We start from the raw sequence: 15,081 nt of genomic DNA, 5'->3' as shown, positions 1-15,081 counted from the left end.
GTATATTCAGTCATTTTTTATTTAGAAAACGAATTACCAAACCAAAGCCGCAGCACCCCAAGTGAGTCCGCCGCCAAAGCCAACTAAGACTAGACGATCACCTTGGCTTAATCTACCTTGCTCAGAAGCTTCTGCTAGCGCAACTGGAATGGAGGCAGCCGACATATTGCCGTACTTGTCCAAGTTAATCATACATTTGTCTGCCGACAATTCCAAGCGATTCAGTGAGGATTGAATAATTCGCATATTGGCTTGGTGAGGGACAAGCAGATCAATGTCTGTTTTCTCCCAGCCAGCTTTACGCAAAGCTTCATCCGCTGCATTCCCCATAATGCGAACAGCAAACTTGAATACCTCGGCGCCAGCCATATAGATGTAATGCAAACGCTGGTCTAGGGAATTCTGTGAAGCTGGATTACGGGAACCGCCGCCTTCAATTTTCAGAAGAGGACCTCCAGTACCGTCTGCACCTAATTCAAAGGATTTGAAGCCTCTTTCTTCAGGCACCTCGCCAATAACAACAGCTCCTGCTCCATCACCAAAGAGAATGCATGTGTTGCGATCTGTGTAATCCGTAATTTTGGACAAACAATCTGCGCCAATGACGAGCGCGTATTTATATGTACCTGTGGCAATGAAATTAGCGGCATTCGCTAGTCCATAGACGAAACCTGAGCAAGCTGCAGACAAGTCGAAAGCCGCAGCTTTCTTCGCTCCCAATTTCTCTTGTAGAATACATGCCGTAGATGGAAATGACATATCTGGCGTGATGGTAGCAACGATGATTAGATCTATCTGATCAGCTGTAATTCCAGCGTTAGACAAGGCAACCAATGAAGCTTCATAACAGAGATCGGACGTAGCTTGTCCTTCTGCCGCGATTCTTCTCTCACGTATGCCTGTTCTAGATACGATCCACTCATCATTTGTTTCGACCATCGTTTCTAGTTCTTGATTCGTTAAAATACGTTCTGGTACATATTTACCCGTTCCGAGTACCCCAACTGGTATTAAGTTCATGTTGTTATATCTCGCTTCCCGCGGCTAATTTCGGCAGATATGGTGCCAACCAAATCATTCTGTAATGCGATTCTTGCTTGACGAACGGCATTCTTAATGGCATTTGCATCGGATGAGCCATGACTTTTCAGTACTAACCCATCAATACCGAGAAATGGTGCAGCTCCATGTTCATTATAGTCCAGCTTCTTGCGAAATTGCGTCAACCCTGGCTTCAAAACGGCTGCTGCAAGCTTCGAGAAGATGGATTTGGTGAATTCTTCCTTTAATGCTGAGAAAATGACGGACGCTGCGCCCTCCAGTGATTTCAACATAATATTTCCAGCAAAGCCGTCGCATACGATAACGTCACATTTCGCGCGAAGTATCTGTGAAGACTCTACATTGCCAACAAAATGAATCGGAGCTTGTTCCATTAAAGGATATGCTGTTTTGGTTAATTCATTCCCTTTGGTCGATTCCGTCCCGACATTCAACAAACCTACGCGAGGCTTCGCAATGCCATGCACATTGGAACGATATATGCTGCCCATAATCGCATATTGGATCAATTGCTCTGGGGTTGCATCCATGTTCGCTCCTAAATCTAATGCAAGCACACCATTGCCATCCATGGTAGGAATCATTGGTGCTAATGCTGGACGTTCAATACCCGGAATTCTTCCTACGATTAACAATCCCGTCGTCATCAGTGCTCCCGTGTTGCCTGCAGAAATCATGGCCTCGGCTTCTTTCTCCCGTACCAATCTACCTGCCACGACCATGGAAGCGTCTTTCTTACGACGAACTGCTTTGACAGGCTCATCCTCGGCTTCGATGACTTCTTCCGCATGACGGATCGTTAGGTTATCTGGCCTCTCTGTGAGGTGAGCTTCTATCGCGGCGCTGTTACCGACTAGAATGATATGTACGTCCTTCCACTCTTTAGCCGCTGCGAGAGCACCCTCAACTACGATCTTAGGCGCATGATCTCCGCCCATTGCATCAATCGCGATCCGCATGGAGCTTGTCCTCCCTATCTAGATGTTGCTCTTTCTTCGAATGAAAGATGACAAAGTTGCCTCGAAACACCGTTTCTTCGCCCACATAAGTGAACACCTCTACGCGTGCTTTCCCTTTGGAAACAGATCGCACATAGGCTTTGGCGATACACTTCTCTCCCAGCTTTACTGATCGTACAAATTTGATATCGGCCGAAGCTGTTAAAGCAATCGGATCGTCGATGACAGCAACAGCCAACGAGTTGGCTTGTGAGAAAATGTGATGTCCTCTGGCAATTTTGGTTCTGGAAAAAATATGGTCTTCTTTAATTTCAAAAATCGAAATACCGCTTTGATCCAACTGTAAATCAATGACTTCCCCAATAACTTCATCAATGGGTAGTGAACGCACAGGATCATACGTTTTGACAGCCATATGTTTCATGCGTTCCCGCAGTTCAGGAATACCGAGCTCTAATCGATCCAAGCGGACAGTTTGGATACTAACCCCAAACGTTCGCATCAATTCCTCATCCGTCATAAATGGGTTCGCTTCAATGGCTTGCAACAGCTGCTGCTGCCTTTGTCGTTTAGGAAGGCGTTCGATGGTAAGCACCACCTTATCTCGTGAGATCTCATCTTATTACCAGATACTAAACTGTAGTATATTAAATTTGGAACCAAAAAGAAAGCAAAAAAAATAGCACCTCACCTAGGATGAAGTACTATGTCTAATCTTATGCTTTTACGATCTCTCTGCTTTTGTATGTTCCGCAAGATTTACAAACGTGATGCGCTAGCTTAAGCTCAGCACATTGTTCACATTTCACCATGCCTGGAACTTCCAATTTAAAGTGAGTACGGCGCTTGTCGCGACGAGTTTTGGACGTTCTTCTTTGAGGTACTGCCATATTCAAAACACCTCCTTATACGAATTTCGGCGTTGCCTTATTCTTTGTTAAAAAAGTCCGCGAGACCTGCAAGTCTAGGATCAATCTTATCCTGCTTACAGCCGCAATCACGTTGATTGCGATTTTCTCCGCACACGGGACAGAGACCTTTGCACGCTTCGTCACAAAGTGGTATGTACGGTAAACCGACCACTACATTCTCTACAACGTAAGGCTCCAAATCTACTTTATCCCCAACCACCAGATGTATATCCTCGTCAAGCTCTGGATCTTCTTCTTCCGGCTTTTGCATGAAAACTTCCCTGAAAGGAAGCTTAATTGTTTGGTTAGTGTGCGTTAAGCATCGGGAACAGCTTAACTCCAAGTCTAGCGTTAACGTACCGTTAACTTTAACTACTCCTTCTTCATACCTTGCATGAAGATTGACATGAACAGGTCCATGGCCAAGGATGTCTTGACGACCCTCAAAAGGTTCCGTCAAATTCATTACTTCGCTCATTGGTACCGGCTGCCCTTGAAGAGATAGCTCTCTAAAACGAATTTGCATGTATATTCACCCCAAACAAACAAAGATTATTATATCCATTACGCATACCATTTGTCAATTTAAATTATCTTACTTTTGCTAGATATGACTTATTTCGAAGGTAAATCTGCTAGATATTTCAAGGCATCTTCCATTGTACCAACTTCTACGATTTTCATCTTCGTATTAATTTGCTTTGCTCTTTTGACCGCATCGGAATAATTCTCGATCTTGGCCCCGTCTTTGTAGGTTATATTTTTGGGAGCAAAGAAAATGTCAGCTCTTTCCCGATCCGCAGCAATAATTTTATGTTGAATACCGCCTATCGGACCTACGGTGCCATCTGCTTCTATTGTTCCCGTTCCTGCAATGCGATAGCCCTTCGTAATATCTTCGGGAACAAGCTGATTGAATATCTCCAAAGAGAACATTAATCCTGCTGAAGGCCCACCAATATCACCAGCCTTAATCGACACCTGCTGATCTTCCTGATCGGCTTTGACCGATTGCATGCCTGCTGGCACTACACCAATCCCTGCACGCGGCACAGTTTCCCCTTCTTGAAGCGGAAGTGCGCCCAGCGTCAATGTCGTTTGCATTTCAACCTTTTTCCTAGCATACGTAATTGTGATCGTTTCTCCAACTTTTTTACCTGCAAGGGAGTCTAGCAGATCCTGCGCTACCTTCACCTCTTTATCCCCTGCCTTCAAAAGCACATCACCTGGTTTAAGCACCTTCTCACCTGACAAACCTGGTACGGTTTGAAGGACCATCACACCCTCATGATCAATATGAAAAGGGACCTTGGCCTCGGTATAGGCCGCTTGAATCGCGCTGGCTTGTGAGGTTAACATGACATATTCCTGACGCTGCGAATACTCTTGCTCGGACTCACCCTGCTTGAGAACAGCCTTTTTCGGCTGAATTTCCTCATAGGGATGAAGGAGTCCTACCACATAATTCACCACATTGGCATCTGCTACGCGTACCGTTGTCAGCATGAGCGTCCCTTTTTCTGTGCCGGTGCTTTTGGAAATTGACACCATCGGCTTGATTTCTTCGGCGGTACCTGGCATAAAAACAAAAAAGGGCAATCGCACAAAAAACAGTAAATATACAATGATAATACCTACTAATGCAGATACTAGGTATCGTCTCGTCGCTGAGCTTCTCGGATAACGATATGAATCATTCGACCACGTACGTATCGTGCTCTCTTCTTCCTTATCCATACAGGTCCCCCTTTCCTGTTGCTTTCTCTTGATGCTCTTGCCTATCCATTCTCGATGAAAGCTTGGTCTAATCCCCTGCCTTCTTGCGTACAATGAAGCATGTTCGAAGGACGAGGTGATGCTATGCAGCCTATGAATGCAAGATTCTCTGCCAAATTCACAACACTGGTTCTGGGAGCTTTGGCTGGACTAGTTGTTATATCTGTCATTTTATTTCCTGATAAAGCTTTTCAGTCTTCTCTCGAAGGACTGACCATTTGGTGGAAGCTTGTCTTCCCCGCATTAATGCCTTTCCTTATTATGACTGAGCTATTGATCGGCTTCGGTGTCATCCAAGGGACAGGCGTGCTCTTGGAGCCGCTGATGCGCGTTTTTTTCCGTCTCCCTGGCGTTAGCGGTTGGGCACTAGCATCAGGCTTTGTTGTAGGATTTCCTGCAGGAGCTAAAATTACTGCATCGCTGCGCGAAAAAAACCTTCTTACACGCACGGAAACAGAGCGTTTAACGGCCCTCTCACATTTGTGCAGTCCTTTATTCCTTATCATGGTTATCGGTATTGGATTCCTTCATAACGCGAAGCTGGGGATCTTGCTCGGGATTATTCATTACATTTCCGCTATCGCAACAGGATTCTTGATGCGACATTCGAAGCAAGCCATTGCTTCTCTTGAAGCGAAAACGCTAGTCATTAAACCGAAACAAACGGCTTCTATATGGAAATCAGCCCTTATAGCCATGCGCCAAGCTTATTGGGAAGATGGACGTGCTTTTGGTAAACTGCTTGGAGATGCGGTAACCTCCGCTGTGCAAACGCTAATGTTGATTGGCGGTTATATGATGATATTTTCCGTTTTAATCAACGTCATCTCTATCACTCATTTTGCCGATATGCTTCGCCCCATCACGCAGTTTCTACTTAGCTTTATGGGGATTTTCACTGACACTACACCGCAATGGATCAAAGGATTGATGGAAATTCACCTTGGTTCTTATACTTTAAGCCAAGCTAAGGATATCCCGCTTCTGCCACAAATGGCGCTGCTGAGCGCCTTCCTCGGCTGGGGTGGCTTGTCAGCCCATGCACAGGTCGCTGGCTTCCTTCAAAAAACCGATGCCCGGTACATGTTTTTCTTGCAGTCCCGCGCTCTGCATGCCGTGCTCGCCTTATTCACAACCATTCTGCTATGGAAACCATTGCAATTGCTATTATTAGATACAGAGCCAAGCTTTCTTCGGTTGGACTTAGCATCTAACGAGGCCGCCGCGGTACCGTTTCCCGTGAACGGCGAATCGGCATGGGGCCTATGGGGACCAATGCTGACGCAATTCATTTTCCTTTTTACCTTGATGCTGCTTGTTTCCTTTGTCCTGCGCCGCTTTCAGAAGAAAGCCGTGAATTAACTTAGAAACTTGAAAATCAACTTGAAGTTCCTTTAGATCTAGCTTCTAGGTCTGAGGGAATTTTTTGCGTAACTCCTCTTCCACTTCTGTCGGCACAAGATCCTCGACRGGTCCATGGAATTTGGCAATCTCTTTCACGATGCTTGAGCTCAAATACGAAAACTGCGGCTTCGACGCCATAAAAAATGTTTCTACATCTGGATTCAGCTTGTGATTCGTCGATGCCATTTGTAATTCATATTCAAAATCCGAAACGGCCCGAAGTCCGCGAACAATAAGCCTGACATTACGAGCCTTCATGTAATTCACCATTAAGTCCCGAAATCCGTCAATCTCCACATTAGGCAGATCCGCCGTTACTTTCCGGAGCAGCTCCATCCGTTCTTCCAGGGTGAATAATGCGTTCTTGGACGTGTTGTTCAGCACTGCTACAATTAGCTTATCAAATACTTTGGCTGCTCTATGTATAATATCAAGATGACCATAGGTAACTGGGTCAAAGCTACCTGGATATACCGCTACTGTAATACCGTGTTCTTGCCTCATCATGCTGCCCCTCTCCTTCAATTGCTGATTCATATGGACGCGATGTCGCGTTTAAATATGGTAACAGCCGTATCTCCATAGTCCGCTCTGCGTAGCTGTTTGAAGCCACCTATGCTTTCTAGCAGTACATCCTTGGCATCGTGCTCGACCACGATCGTCGCATTCGCCTCCACAATGGCCTGTTCCTCCATCRTCGTCATTAGCTCTGCGATCCCCTTCATCTTATAGGGGGGATCCAGAAATACAAGTTGGAATTGCTCCGCCCGCTTCGCCAATACCTTTAACGCTCTCGCGGCATCCGTACGGTAAATTTCCACCTGATCCTTCATTTTAGCTATTTCCACATTGTGTTGAATCGTGTCGATGCTTTTCTTCTCGATATCAATAAATACAGCCTTATCCATACCACGGCTTACTGCTTCAATGCCCAGCCCGCCCGTTCCGGCGAACAGATCAAGCACCTGCCCTCCGTCGAAATAAGGTCCGATCATACTGAAGATCGCTTCCTTCACTTTATCTGTTGTTGGTCGTGTGCTTGTACCGGGTACAGCCTTTAACGACCGGCCTTTGGCCGTGCCTGAAATCACTCTCATCCTTGTGTTTCCCCTTCATGCTAGTTCATTCTGTTGCTATCGTACCACAAGCACTAATCTGACACAAAAATTTTTCCCTTCGATGTATAAATTTACCGTAAATCGGTCATGCTTGAACTATCGACATCAGAGAATGTCGTAGACAACCGCGGAGAAGGCTTACGTTTCCCCATAAGCTCTTCATCCGGTTTCTCCTCTCCCATGAGACGGTCGTGCAAACGACCGTCGTTATTATTTTATAGGACAGTTTTCCAAACCCTTACTGTGTAAGGGTTTATTTTACTATTACAGTACAGAAATTTCATTTAGAACAGATAATACAACATTAGCTTGGGGACCGTTTAGGGACGAAAATTTTCAAAGTTAACAAATCTAAACATAAAATAGCCTACTATAATTGGTTATGATCACTCAAACATTTCTACAACTATGAAACGTGTATGGACATGCTATTCAATCTGCAGATCAAGCAGCGACGAGTAAGTTCGATTCATTCTTTCCTAACCCAAACTTGCCTCAATTGAATTGATAAAGGAAATAAATGTTAACTGTAATATACACAACAGAAAAAGTTTACTTTTGGTTATCGTTGAGGGGGAAATAAATGAGGATCTTTAAAGAAATTAGTATACTTTCTTTATTCTTAGGCTTTCTCGTAGAACAGATCAGTTCAATGGTCTGTCGGTTCATTTTTGTTTTTATTCTTATCAAAGCAGTTCCTAGTAATGTTCACGATGCACCTGGATTGATCTATTCAAATGCCTTTTACCTTTTAATTGTACTTCTAATAACTTTACTTTTAAGTTGGCTAGGCGGTTATGTTACGGCCAGAATTGCGAGGCCTTATTTATATTTACGAGTATTCTAATCATAGTGGTGCTTATTACACTTTAGAGTTAAATTGTGAAAATCCACCAAAAAATACGTGGCATTAAATGCAAGCAACTAATTGATGCTTTTGGGATATTATCAGAAACTTACGGGAAAAAGGACAGTTAAGTTACGATCTCTTTATACTTAAATGTACGCTTACACTTTCTTTCAATTTAGGAAAACTATAACTCAATGAAGAAGGCTACCGACAGATATCGGCAGCCTTTTCCTCTATCTACTTCGTCCAAGGTTTGTATATACATAGCCTTACCAAGCGTCTTTATGCGACTTACGCCGCGGTGAGCTATTCGCCTAAGAATGGCATCATATTGTTCCCTTGATCCCCTCTTCCATTTTATGCTATAATCAAAACAGGAACATATATTCTCTTTATTTCACATTCATCCTACAGTCAGAAAAGAAGGTAAGCCATGAAAGATCAACCTGTATTTGAGAATCTGCGTGACAAGTATGCCGATGAAGACCGCGCCAAGCTTGTGATGCTGCAGTTGCGAACATTAATGGGACAGAAACAGAAGAAGAAATGGTATCAGAATTGGAAAACGCCGACAAAGACGAAGCCAACGAATTGGAACGACTAGAATGTACTAATCATTTTTCAGTGGTCGAAAATTTATATCCTTATGTGGTAAAAAAGAGACTCCCCTTCGTAGACGATCTACGTGGAGAGCCTCTTCATTTTTATCGATTTCTTTTGCGTGTATAATATAAAACCCCTAAGTAATGCGCCCCTGTAAACACGGTCAGGATACCAAAGAACAACAAGAATCCGCCATTTCGATCTCTGAAAAACAATTGCACAACGAACAATGCAAGTGAGATTTCGCTCCAGAGAAGCGTTCTTTTCTTAAGCTGTGTCAAATCAGCTGTGGATTTGCTTATTTTGCGAAGATTCATGTAAGTCAGGCCAGCTAGTACGATGACACCAATGACAATCACGAGAATATAACTTGAATTACCCGACATGTGACTCCCCCTAATTCTAGTAGATATTATATCTAAGATACATGGATTAGGACGGAATGTCTATTTGAAAAATGCCGTTACGAAGAAGGTTTATCGCTTCTGCCGTGGAACATATATTGAAAATCGTTTATTACACTCAGCGAGGTGCCACATCATGTCTACCCTAACCTTCAAACCACTAGAGACGTCTGACATTCCTTTTCTGATGGATATTTACAATCATTTCGTTGTTCATACGACCTATTCTTTCCATACGGAGCCCGTTGCATTATCTGAGTTTACGGAAAGTGTGGTTCACGCCAACCCGCGCTATCAGACCTACGTGATTCTGCTAGAAGAGAAGCCGCAAGGCTATGTTCAAGTTATGCCCCACAAGAAAAAGCAAGCCTATGATTCAACCGGTGAAGTGACGATCTATCTTCATCCAGAATGCGTCGGCAAAGGCCTAGGCTCCACTTCCATTCAATATGTAGAAGCGATCGCCAAAGAGCGCGGCTTCCACTCTTTAATTGCGACGGTTTGCGCGGATAATTCAGCAAGCATCCACATGTTCACCCGTAATGGCTACCAGCAATGTGCGCATTATAAAGAAGTTGGATTCAAATGGGGACAATTTTTAGATATATGTACGTTTCAGAAAATCATTTCATGATCGGCTCATATTTTACGTTACCATCTATAAAGACCATTTGTTTCCGTTATTTACACTGGATAAGATGCCCCGCCCTAACAAAACCTAGAGCATAGTCATAATGCTCGGAGGGATTGCCATGACCAAACGGCTTTGGTCTTTTAGCATCGTTTGTTTGCTAGTAACCAGCTGCGGTGTGCCTTTTTCAAAGCCTTTTCAAGATCAGCACTCAGCCCAACATTCCCATCCGGGTGTCGCCGAGACATCCACAGAAGCTAGTCGGGACTTCACGGTTTCAGACGCTGCTGCAGGTTCACAGAAGCGAACTAGCCTGTTGTCACCAACGAGCTCACCCTCATCTTCCGCGATGCCAACAGCACCTACACGGGCACCAAGCGATACACCGAGCCCTTCATTGACGCCCAGCTTGAAGACTAAGATGAGCCCCAAAAAAACAGCTATACAACCAGAAGCTTCTAAGAGACCTTCTTTGCCCGTTCAAAAAAATCAAGGACAAATAAGAATCACTCAGAAAAAGCTCACACTCTCACAGTTAGTTGTTAAATACCCCGACACGTTCAAGCTCCGCGGCTCAAGTCAAGAGAAGAAGGTTGCGTTAACCTTTGACGACGGACCCGATACGCGGTTTACACCAAAAGTACTTGATGCATTGAAAGCGAATCAAGTGAAAGCAACCTTTTTCGTACTTGGTGCAATGGCTAGCACGCATCCCGACATCATCAGGCGTATCGTGAATGAGGGCCATGTGATTGGCAATCACTCGTACAGTCATGAGAATCTACCGAAGCTCTCTGTGGATAAATTTCAAAACCAAATTGAGCGTACCGAAAGTGTGCTCCAGGGACTTATCGGCTACACCCCTAGATTAATTCGCCCCCCCTATGGCGCAATTAATGAAGAGCAGGTCAAATGGATCGCTGATCATCACTATTTAATCGTGAACTGGAATGTCGATTCCCTAGACTGGAAATCACTGAATTCCGATCAGGTCCTTCAGAATATCATGCAGCAGACGAAGCCCGGCTCCATTATACTCCAGCACTCTGGAGGGGCAGACAGCCAAGATTTATCAGGGACTGTGCAAGCAATTGGACCTTTAATTAGTAAACTTAAGGCTGCTGGTTATACGTTCGTCACGGTTCCCGAGCTGCTTCACGTGACCAAAAGCAAATAGTTCCACGCAAAAAAGCAGCCTTGCCGGGTTCACCAGCAGACTGCTTATTTTTCCATTTGAATATAACGACAACTACTCACCCACCTGAGAGGCAGGTATTGCTGATTTACAATCTGCACAATAGCCAAATATTTCAAACCGATGGCTTTGAATCTCAAAGCTCTCCGGCAAATCCTGTACAAGCTTCATCGGGCAGAACTCAAACGTCACGGTCTTCTCGCAGCTGACGCAAATCATGTGATGATGATGGTGTGACAAGCAGCTCGCTTTGAACTTCAAGCCATCCGCCAAATGAAATTGCTCCAGAACACCCATCTCACTCAACAATCGGAGATTACGATACACAGTATCGAAGCTTACGCCTGGATATTTCATTTTCATATGCTCATAAACATCCTTCGGCGATAAATAACTACCCGATTCTGCGAATAAGGTCGCTAAGCTTCTGCGCTGTTCTGTAATTCGCCAGCCCTTCTGCGACATCGCTCTTAGCATCTCATCGATCGTATCCGTATGCGTACTCACTTGCATTACCCCTCTGTGTTGAAATCTTCTCCTATTATAGTGCAGCAAATGGACCTCCTGCGTCAAGTGAACGATGACGGAAACTGTACCACGAAAAAATCCTCAACATGTGTTGAGGACTTACACTTTCCCGCTAGTTGATCTTCCCTGTATCAGATACGGCTTCTAACTTCAGTAATTCCGCGCGGATGACATCCTTGGCGAAGTTCTCTCCGATGAAGACGGCTACGTCAGGCACATCGCCTTTGGGCGTTATTTTCACAAAATCCATTTCTCTGTACGCATATTGGAATAAGAACCGACTCGATGTATCCGAGAAGCTGAGAATCCCTTTGGCACGATACACTTCCTGAGGGAGTTTGCTTACGAATTTCTCAAACGCATTGCTATCCACGGCCTGCTCAAAAAAGTGGGTATACGCCATCACATGGTTATGTGAATGGTGATGGTGATCTTCCTCATGGTGATGCTCATGGCTATGCGGCTGCGTCTCATCGTTCGATGCTAACTGCATACGCACCCCGCCAGAAGCTTCTGTGTGAATGTCTTCTATAAGTTTGATATCGATCTGACTGAACACGGTATAATGTAAATCCGCGTAAGGATTCCATTCCCGTACGAGATCATGCACTTCTTGAAGCGCCGATTCCTGCAGCAGGTCAGTCTTGTTGAGCAGAATCAGGTTGGCACAACGGATTTGGTCCCGCATGAGCCGGTAGGTTTTGCCGCGACTTGTTCGGTTCAACTCTAGCAGCTGCGGTGCATCCACAACCGTGATTATAGCTGAAAGCTCTATCGGAAGTATTAGCGAAGCATCCGTTACCTCATCAATAATCTCCATTGGATTCGCAATCCCCGTCGATTCGACGAAAATCAAATCCGGCTGCTCCCCTGTCACTAATTCGTTCAAGGCTGTCGCGAGATCGCCACGACTAGAACAACAAATGCATCCGCCCAGCAGCTCAGACATGGGTACTTCATTGGCTATTAACTGTCCATCCAAATTCACTTCGCCAATTTCATTCATGATCACGGCTGGCTTGCGCCCCGCTTCGGTGAAATAATCGATCGCCTTGGTGAGCAAGGTCGTTTTACCACTCCCCAGGAATCCAGATAAGACATATACGTGAACTCGTTTGTTTGCCATTCCTGCCACTTACCTCCGTCCTCGGGCTACTCACGCCCACTGTTACTCTGACTTCACTTCAAATTTCGTGGCCAAAATTGGCCATTTCCCAACGATTCCAGCTAAAAAAGGAAATAACCTTGCCCAAAGCAGGCTTGTACCTGGATCTGCCGGCTTCAACGGAAGCTCTATGCGCTCGTAGAGGATTTTCGCCGCTTCTTGGACAAGCTCAAGCGCCAATTCAGCAGGATCTGTCTCGGCTACAGCCTCCAGCCGCGGGAGATAGTACTGCGCGATCGATTCCGATAAGCGATGCTCCGCTAAGTTGTCTGAAGCCATCACCTCGCCCATGCCTAAGCTAACTAAGCGTGCTGTTTCTTCCTCAAAAGCGTGCGGGATACAGTAAATCTCCAGCGCCAAGGCTGCTACGTAAATGTCACTTAACAGCTCATCTTCTTTGGCCATCGTTAAGACAGGATGAGGTAAATAGGCCATTACAGCAGGTTTCAACGTGTCCCAGCCATTCTCTATGCCCTTCATTGTGAACTGCATCATCGCTGCTGCCAGCTCCACAGGGGTAATTTGTTTCTTCTCCAGTTCTTGCATATAGGTCAGCCCTCTTCTCTGTCGTTACTTGTAAAATGAATAATCAGCTCAATGATTTCGGATTGACTGCCTAAACGGATCGGCGGCCCCCATGTGCCGAAGCCTGAGGATACAATCGCGTGTAGGTTCCCTTTGCGCAGATAGCCCCAATCGAGTTCGAAGATCCGCCTCGTGAACAAATGATTCGGTGCTATTTGACCGCGGTGTGTATGACCGGATAGCATCACATCAGCGCCTGCCGCCTCAGCCTTATCTAGCTGGTGCGGCTGATGATCCATAACGATAATCGGCTGCGCAAGGTCTACTCCCTCCATCAAGGAGGCGAGCGGTTTACGTCCTTCAGCGGAATGTTCCGCTGTTTTATCTTTACGCCCCACTATGTACAGCCGCTTCTCCAGATGAACGACTTCATCCATGAGCACACGGATGCCAATCTGTTCCATTTGTTCCACGAAGGCCGGGACATGTCCTCCGTAATATTCATGGTTGCCAAGCACGGCATAAATGCCAAGCTGAGCCTGCAGCTCTTGCATGGTTTGCCCCATTTTATAACGAATAAAAGGCTCAATAGCATCATCAATGACATCACCTGGCAGCAAAATCAAATCCGGTTTCATCGTATTCACCTGCTTAACAAGCTTACGCAAATGGCGGTTTCCGACGACTGCACCTAGATGAATGTCCGATGCGACTGCGACCCGAAGCTGCTCCCTGTCMCCCGCTTGCTTGGGAATCGTTATCTCATACTTGCGGATGATCGGTGTCCGTGCAAAATAAGAGCCTACTGCGAGTAGAATAAGTACAATCGTTACGTTAATCCATCCTAGCACAGGCACAAAGGTAGCTGACGAAACCGATGCTGCATAAAGCACACCGATTGCGACATCAGTGACTGGCAACAGAAGTATGCCAAATTGGATGAGAGCTAACCAGTACGAACCCATGATGCTCAGCGTACTTGCTAGCGTTGGCGGCAGCACCCGTCTTCCAAACCGACCTAGGATGTACGAGAACGCAACGACCCAGAATACAGGCCAATATAGTCCAGGATGAAAGGAATCACCCAGCAGATGCGATAGAAAAACCTTCAAGTGCCAGCCTATATAGCCATTGATCCCCCCTACAATTGCAAGTATAATTGCGATCCGAAGTACCATACCATTTCTCATAATTCTTGACGCTCCCATTCTCTCCTACCATCTACCATCAAAGCAAAAGGCTTATCGGCTCTATACATGCCTCATCATCATTCCGTACATTGCCCACCCGACTCGACACGGGGTATGCCATCATGAACTCCGAAGGATACGGTCGTAAATATGGCTTCAGTTGCTCCACATCTTTGATGCTGCGATCTAACCACAACGCTTCCCTTTCACGCGGCAAAATGACCGGCATACGCTCATGAATATCCTTCATCATCTCATTCGATTCAGTTGTGATGACCGTACACGTTGATATGCGCACACCCTCGGGGGATGTCCATGTGTCATACAGCCCGGCCATGCTGAATAGCTCCTTGCTGCGCAACATAATGCGCATTGGCTGCTTATGCTTGCCCGTCCCTTTCCAATCATAGAAAGAATCAGCCGGAATGAGGCAGCGCTTACGTTCAAAAGGCTTGCGGAAAGCAGGCTTGTCCGCCAAGGTTTCAGAGCGCGCATTGAGCATCTGGTAGCCCATCTTCTCATCTTTGGCCCATTCCGGAACCAGTCCCCAACGCAGCTCACCAAGCTTGTTGCGCTGCCCGTCATGAACGATCGCCATCACCTGCTGTCCGGGTGCTACATTATATTTGGGGCTATATCTGGGCATATAGGTATCGTACATATCATAACGCAGCATCAATTCTTCCAGCGTTACAGTGATCGTATAGCGTCCGCACATCGGTAAACATCCTTCTCCTTCACACGGTTATCCAATTCCCTC

The 15,081-nt window shown here is 45.6% G+C and carries 18 protein-coding genes; 4 read left to right on the top strand and 14 right to left on the bottom strand.

What is annotated here, in order from left to right; translation table 11 throughout:
* Positions 1-33: 33 nt before the first annotated feature.
* From AC1DVJ_RS11145 to AC1DVJ_RS11120, 6 genes are all read right to left on the bottom strand, one after another.
* Positions 34-1,020, bottom strand: coding sequence for a beta-ketoacyl-ACP synthase III (locus AC1DVJ_RS11145; RefSeq protein ID WP_477590691.1), 987 nt, complete (start codon positions 1,018-1,020; stop codon positions 34-36).
* On the bottom strand, positions 1,017-2,021 hold the full coding sequence (gene plsX / locus AC1DVJ_RS11140) for a phosphate acyltransferase PlsX (RefSeq protein ID WP_477590690.1): 1,005 nt from the start codon (positions 2,019-2,021) through the stop codon (positions 1,017-1,019). Before plsX ends, AC1DVJ_RS11145 begins: the two co-directional genes overlap by 4 nt.
* Positions 2,005-2,619: a transcription factor FapR gene (gene fapR / locus AC1DVJ_RS11135; RefSeq protein WP_477590688.1), complete on the bottom strand. Its 615-nt coding sequence runs from the start codon at positions 2,617-2,619 to the stop codon at positions 2,005-2,007. Before fapR ends, plsX begins: the two co-directional genes overlap by 17 nt.
* A gap of 118 nt (positions 2,620-2,737) precedes the next feature.
* On the bottom strand, positions 2,738-2,911 hold the full coding sequence (rpmF, locus tag AC1DVJ_RS11130; RefSeq protein ID WP_056624823.1) for a 50S ribosomal protein L32: 174 nt from the start codon (positions 2,909-2,911) through the stop codon (positions 2,738-2,740).
* Between the two features lie 37 nt (positions 2,912-2,948).
* Complete coding sequence (locus tag AC1DVJ_RS11125) at positions 2,949-3,458, bottom strand: YceD family protein (protein ID WP_477590687.1); 510 nt, start codon at positions 3,456-3,458, stop codon at positions 2,949-2,951.
* A gap of 89 nt (positions 3,459-3,547) precedes the next feature.
* Positions 3,548-4,669, bottom strand: coding sequence for a SepM family pheromone-processing serine protease (locus AC1DVJ_RS11120; RefSeq protein ID WP_477590686.1), 1,122 nt, complete (start codon positions 4,667-4,669; stop codon positions 3,548-3,550).
* Positions 4,670-4,801: 132 nt separating this feature from the next.
* Between AC1DVJ_RS11120 and AC1DVJ_RS11115 the strand changes: the two genes are divergently transcribed.
* Positions 4,802-6,070: a nucleoside recognition domain-containing protein gene (locus AC1DVJ_RS11115; RefSeq protein WP_477590684.1), complete on the top strand. Its 1,269-nt coding sequence runs from the start codon at positions 4,802-4,804 to the stop codon at positions 6,068-6,070.
* Between the two features lie 45 nt (positions 6,071-6,115).
* Here AC1DVJ_RS11115 and coaD read toward each other — a convergent pair whose 3' ends face one another.
* Both coaD and rsmD read right to left on the bottom strand, forming a co-directional pair.
* Entirely contained in the window at positions 6,116-6,619 is a 504-nt protein-coding gene (gene coaD, locus AC1DVJ_RS11110) for a pantetheine-phosphate adenylyltransferase (protein ID WP_477590682.1), read from the bottom strand.
* Positions 6,620-6,645: 26 nt separating this feature from the next.
* Positions 6,646-7,209 carry a 16S rRNA (guanine(966)-N(2))-methyltransferase RsmD gene (gene rsmD / locus AC1DVJ_RS11105; protein WP_477590680.1) on the bottom strand — a complete coding sequence of 188 codons (564 nt, stop codon included), beginning with the start codon at positions 7,207-7,209 and terminating at the stop codon, positions 6,646-6,648.
* A 1,304-nt stretch (positions 7,210-8,513) separates the two neighbouring features.
* Between rsmD and AC1DVJ_RS11100 the strand changes: the two genes are divergently transcribed.
* Positions 8,514-8,684 (top strand): hypothetical protein, encoded by a 171-nt coding sequence (locus AC1DVJ_RS11100; RefSeq protein ID WP_477590678.1) that lies wholly within the window; start codon positions 8,514-8,516, stop codon positions 8,682-8,684.
* Between the two features lie 100 nt (positions 8,685-8,784).
* On the opposite strand, the gene AC1DVJ_RS11095 is transcribed toward AC1DVJ_RS11100, so the two are convergent.
* Positions 8,785-9,069 carry a hypothetical protein gene (locus tag AC1DVJ_RS11095; RefSeq protein WP_477590676.1) on the bottom strand — a complete coding sequence of 95 codons (285 nt, stop codon included), beginning with the start codon at positions 9,067-9,069 and terminating at the stop codon, positions 8,785-8,787.
* A gap of 154 nt (positions 9,070-9,223) precedes the next feature.
* Here AC1DVJ_RS11095 and AC1DVJ_RS11090 point away from each other — a divergent pair, with 154 nt between their 5' ends.
* A complete protein-coding gene (locus AC1DVJ_RS11090; protein ID WP_477590674.1) occupies positions 9,224-9,721 on the top strand; it encodes an N-acetyltransferase family protein in 498 nt (165 codons plus the stop codon).
* 118 nt (positions 9,722-9,839) lie between these two features.
* On the top strand, positions 9,840-10,895 hold the full coding sequence (locus AC1DVJ_RS11085) for a polysaccharide deacetylase family protein (RefSeq protein ID WP_477590672.1): 1,056 nt from the start codon (positions 9,840-9,842) through the stop codon (positions 10,893-10,895).
* Positions 10,896-10,967: 72 nt separating this feature from the next.
* Here AC1DVJ_RS11085 and AC1DVJ_RS11080 read toward each other — a convergent pair whose 3' ends face one another.
* From AC1DVJ_RS11080 to AC1DVJ_RS11060, 5 genes are all read right to left on the bottom strand, one after another.
* Positions 10,968-11,426, bottom strand: coding sequence for a Fur family transcriptional regulator (locus AC1DVJ_RS11080; protein ID WP_477590670.1), 459 nt, complete (start codon positions 11,424-11,426; stop codon positions 10,968-10,970).
* A 127-nt stretch (positions 11,427-11,553) separates the two neighbouring features.
* Positions 11,554-12,567, bottom strand: coding sequence for a CobW family GTP-binding protein (locus AC1DVJ_RS11075; protein ID WP_477590668.1), 1,014 nt, complete (start codon positions 12,565-12,567; stop codon positions 11,554-11,556).
* 42 nt (positions 12,568-12,609) lie between these two features.
* The gene (locus AC1DVJ_RS11070; RefSeq protein WP_477590666.1) at positions 12,610-13,152 is read right to left on the bottom strand and encodes a hypothetical protein; all 543 of its coding nucleotides are present in this window, start codon (positions 13,150-13,152) and stop codon (positions 12,610-12,612) included.
* Positions 13,153-13,157: 5 nt separating this feature from the next.
* Positions 13,158-14,321 (bottom strand): metallophosphoesterase, encoded by a 1,164-nt coding sequence (locus AC1DVJ_RS11065; protein ID WP_477590664.1) that lies wholly within the window; start codon positions 14,319-14,321, stop codon positions 13,158-13,160.
* Positions 14,322-14,358: 37 nt separating this feature from the next.
* A complete protein-coding gene (locus tag AC1DVJ_RS11060; RefSeq protein WP_477590662.1) occupies positions 14,359-15,039 on the bottom strand; it encodes an SOS response-associated peptidase in 681 nt (226 codons plus the stop codon).
* Between the last annotated feature and the right edge of the window lie 42 nt (positions 15,040-15,081).

This window comes from Paenibacillus sp. P4_A9, from assembly GCF_056402415.1.
Note: the sequence above shows the minus strand (reverse complement) of the source record. Positions and strands in the feature narration are given on the sequence as shown.

Excerpts from the sequence above, each read along its gene's own strand:
- AC1DVJ_RS11145 (WP_477590691.1), bottom strand. The coding sequence starts at position 1,020 with ATGAACTTAATACCAGTTGGGGTACTCGGAACGGGTAAATATGTACCA.
- plsX (WP_477590690.1), bottom strand. The coding sequence starts at position 2,021 with ATGCGGATCGCGATTGATGCAATGGGCGGAGATCATGCGCCTAAGATC.
- rpmF (WP_056624823.1), bottom strand. The coding sequence starts at position 2,911 with ATGGCAGTACCTCAAAGAAGAACGTCCAAAACTCGTCGCGACAAGCGC.
- AC1DVJ_RS11125 (WP_477590687.1), bottom strand. The coding sequence starts at position 3,458 with ATGCAAATTCGTTTTAGAGAGCTATCTCTTCAAGGGCAGCCGGTACCA.
- AC1DVJ_RS11120 (WP_477590686.1), bottom strand. The coding sequence starts at position 4,669 with ATGGATAAGGAAGAAGAGAGCACGATACGTACGTGGTCGAATGATTCA.
- AC1DVJ_RS11115 (WP_477590684.1), top strand. The coding sequence starts at position 4,802 with ATGAATGCAAGATTCTCTGCCAAATTCACAACACTGGTTCTGGGAGCT.
- AC1DVJ_RS11100 (WP_477590678.1), top strand. The coding sequence starts at position 8,514 with ATGAAAGATCAACCTGTATTTGAGAATCTGCGTGACAAGTATGCCGAT.
- AC1DVJ_RS11095 (WP_477590676.1), bottom strand. The coding sequence starts at position 9,069 with ATGTCGGGTAATTCAAGTTATATTCTCGTGATTGTCATTGGTGTCATC.
- AC1DVJ_RS11090 (WP_477590674.1), top strand. The coding sequence starts at position 9,224 with ATGTCTACCCTAACCTTCAAACCACTAGAGACGTCTGACATTCCTTTT.
- AC1DVJ_RS11085 (WP_477590672.1), top strand. The coding sequence starts at position 9,840 with ATGACCAAACGGCTTTGGTCTTTTAGCATCGTTTGTTTGCTAGTAACC.
- AC1DVJ_RS11080 (WP_477590670.1), bottom strand. The coding sequence starts at position 11,426 with ATGCAAGTGAGTACGCATACGGATACGATCGATGAGATGCTAAGAGCG.
- AC1DVJ_RS11075 (WP_477590668.1), bottom strand. The coding sequence starts at position 12,567 with ATGGCAAACAAACGAGTTCACGTATATGTCTTATCTGGATTCCTGGGG.
- AC1DVJ_RS11070 (WP_477590666.1), bottom strand. The coding sequence starts at position 13,152 with ATGCAAGAACTGGAGAAGAAACAAATTACCCCTGTGGAGCTGGCAGCA.
- AC1DVJ_RS11060 (WP_477590662.1), bottom strand. The coding sequence starts at position 15,039 with ATGTGCGGACGCTATACGATCACTGTAACGCTGGAAGAATTGATGCTG.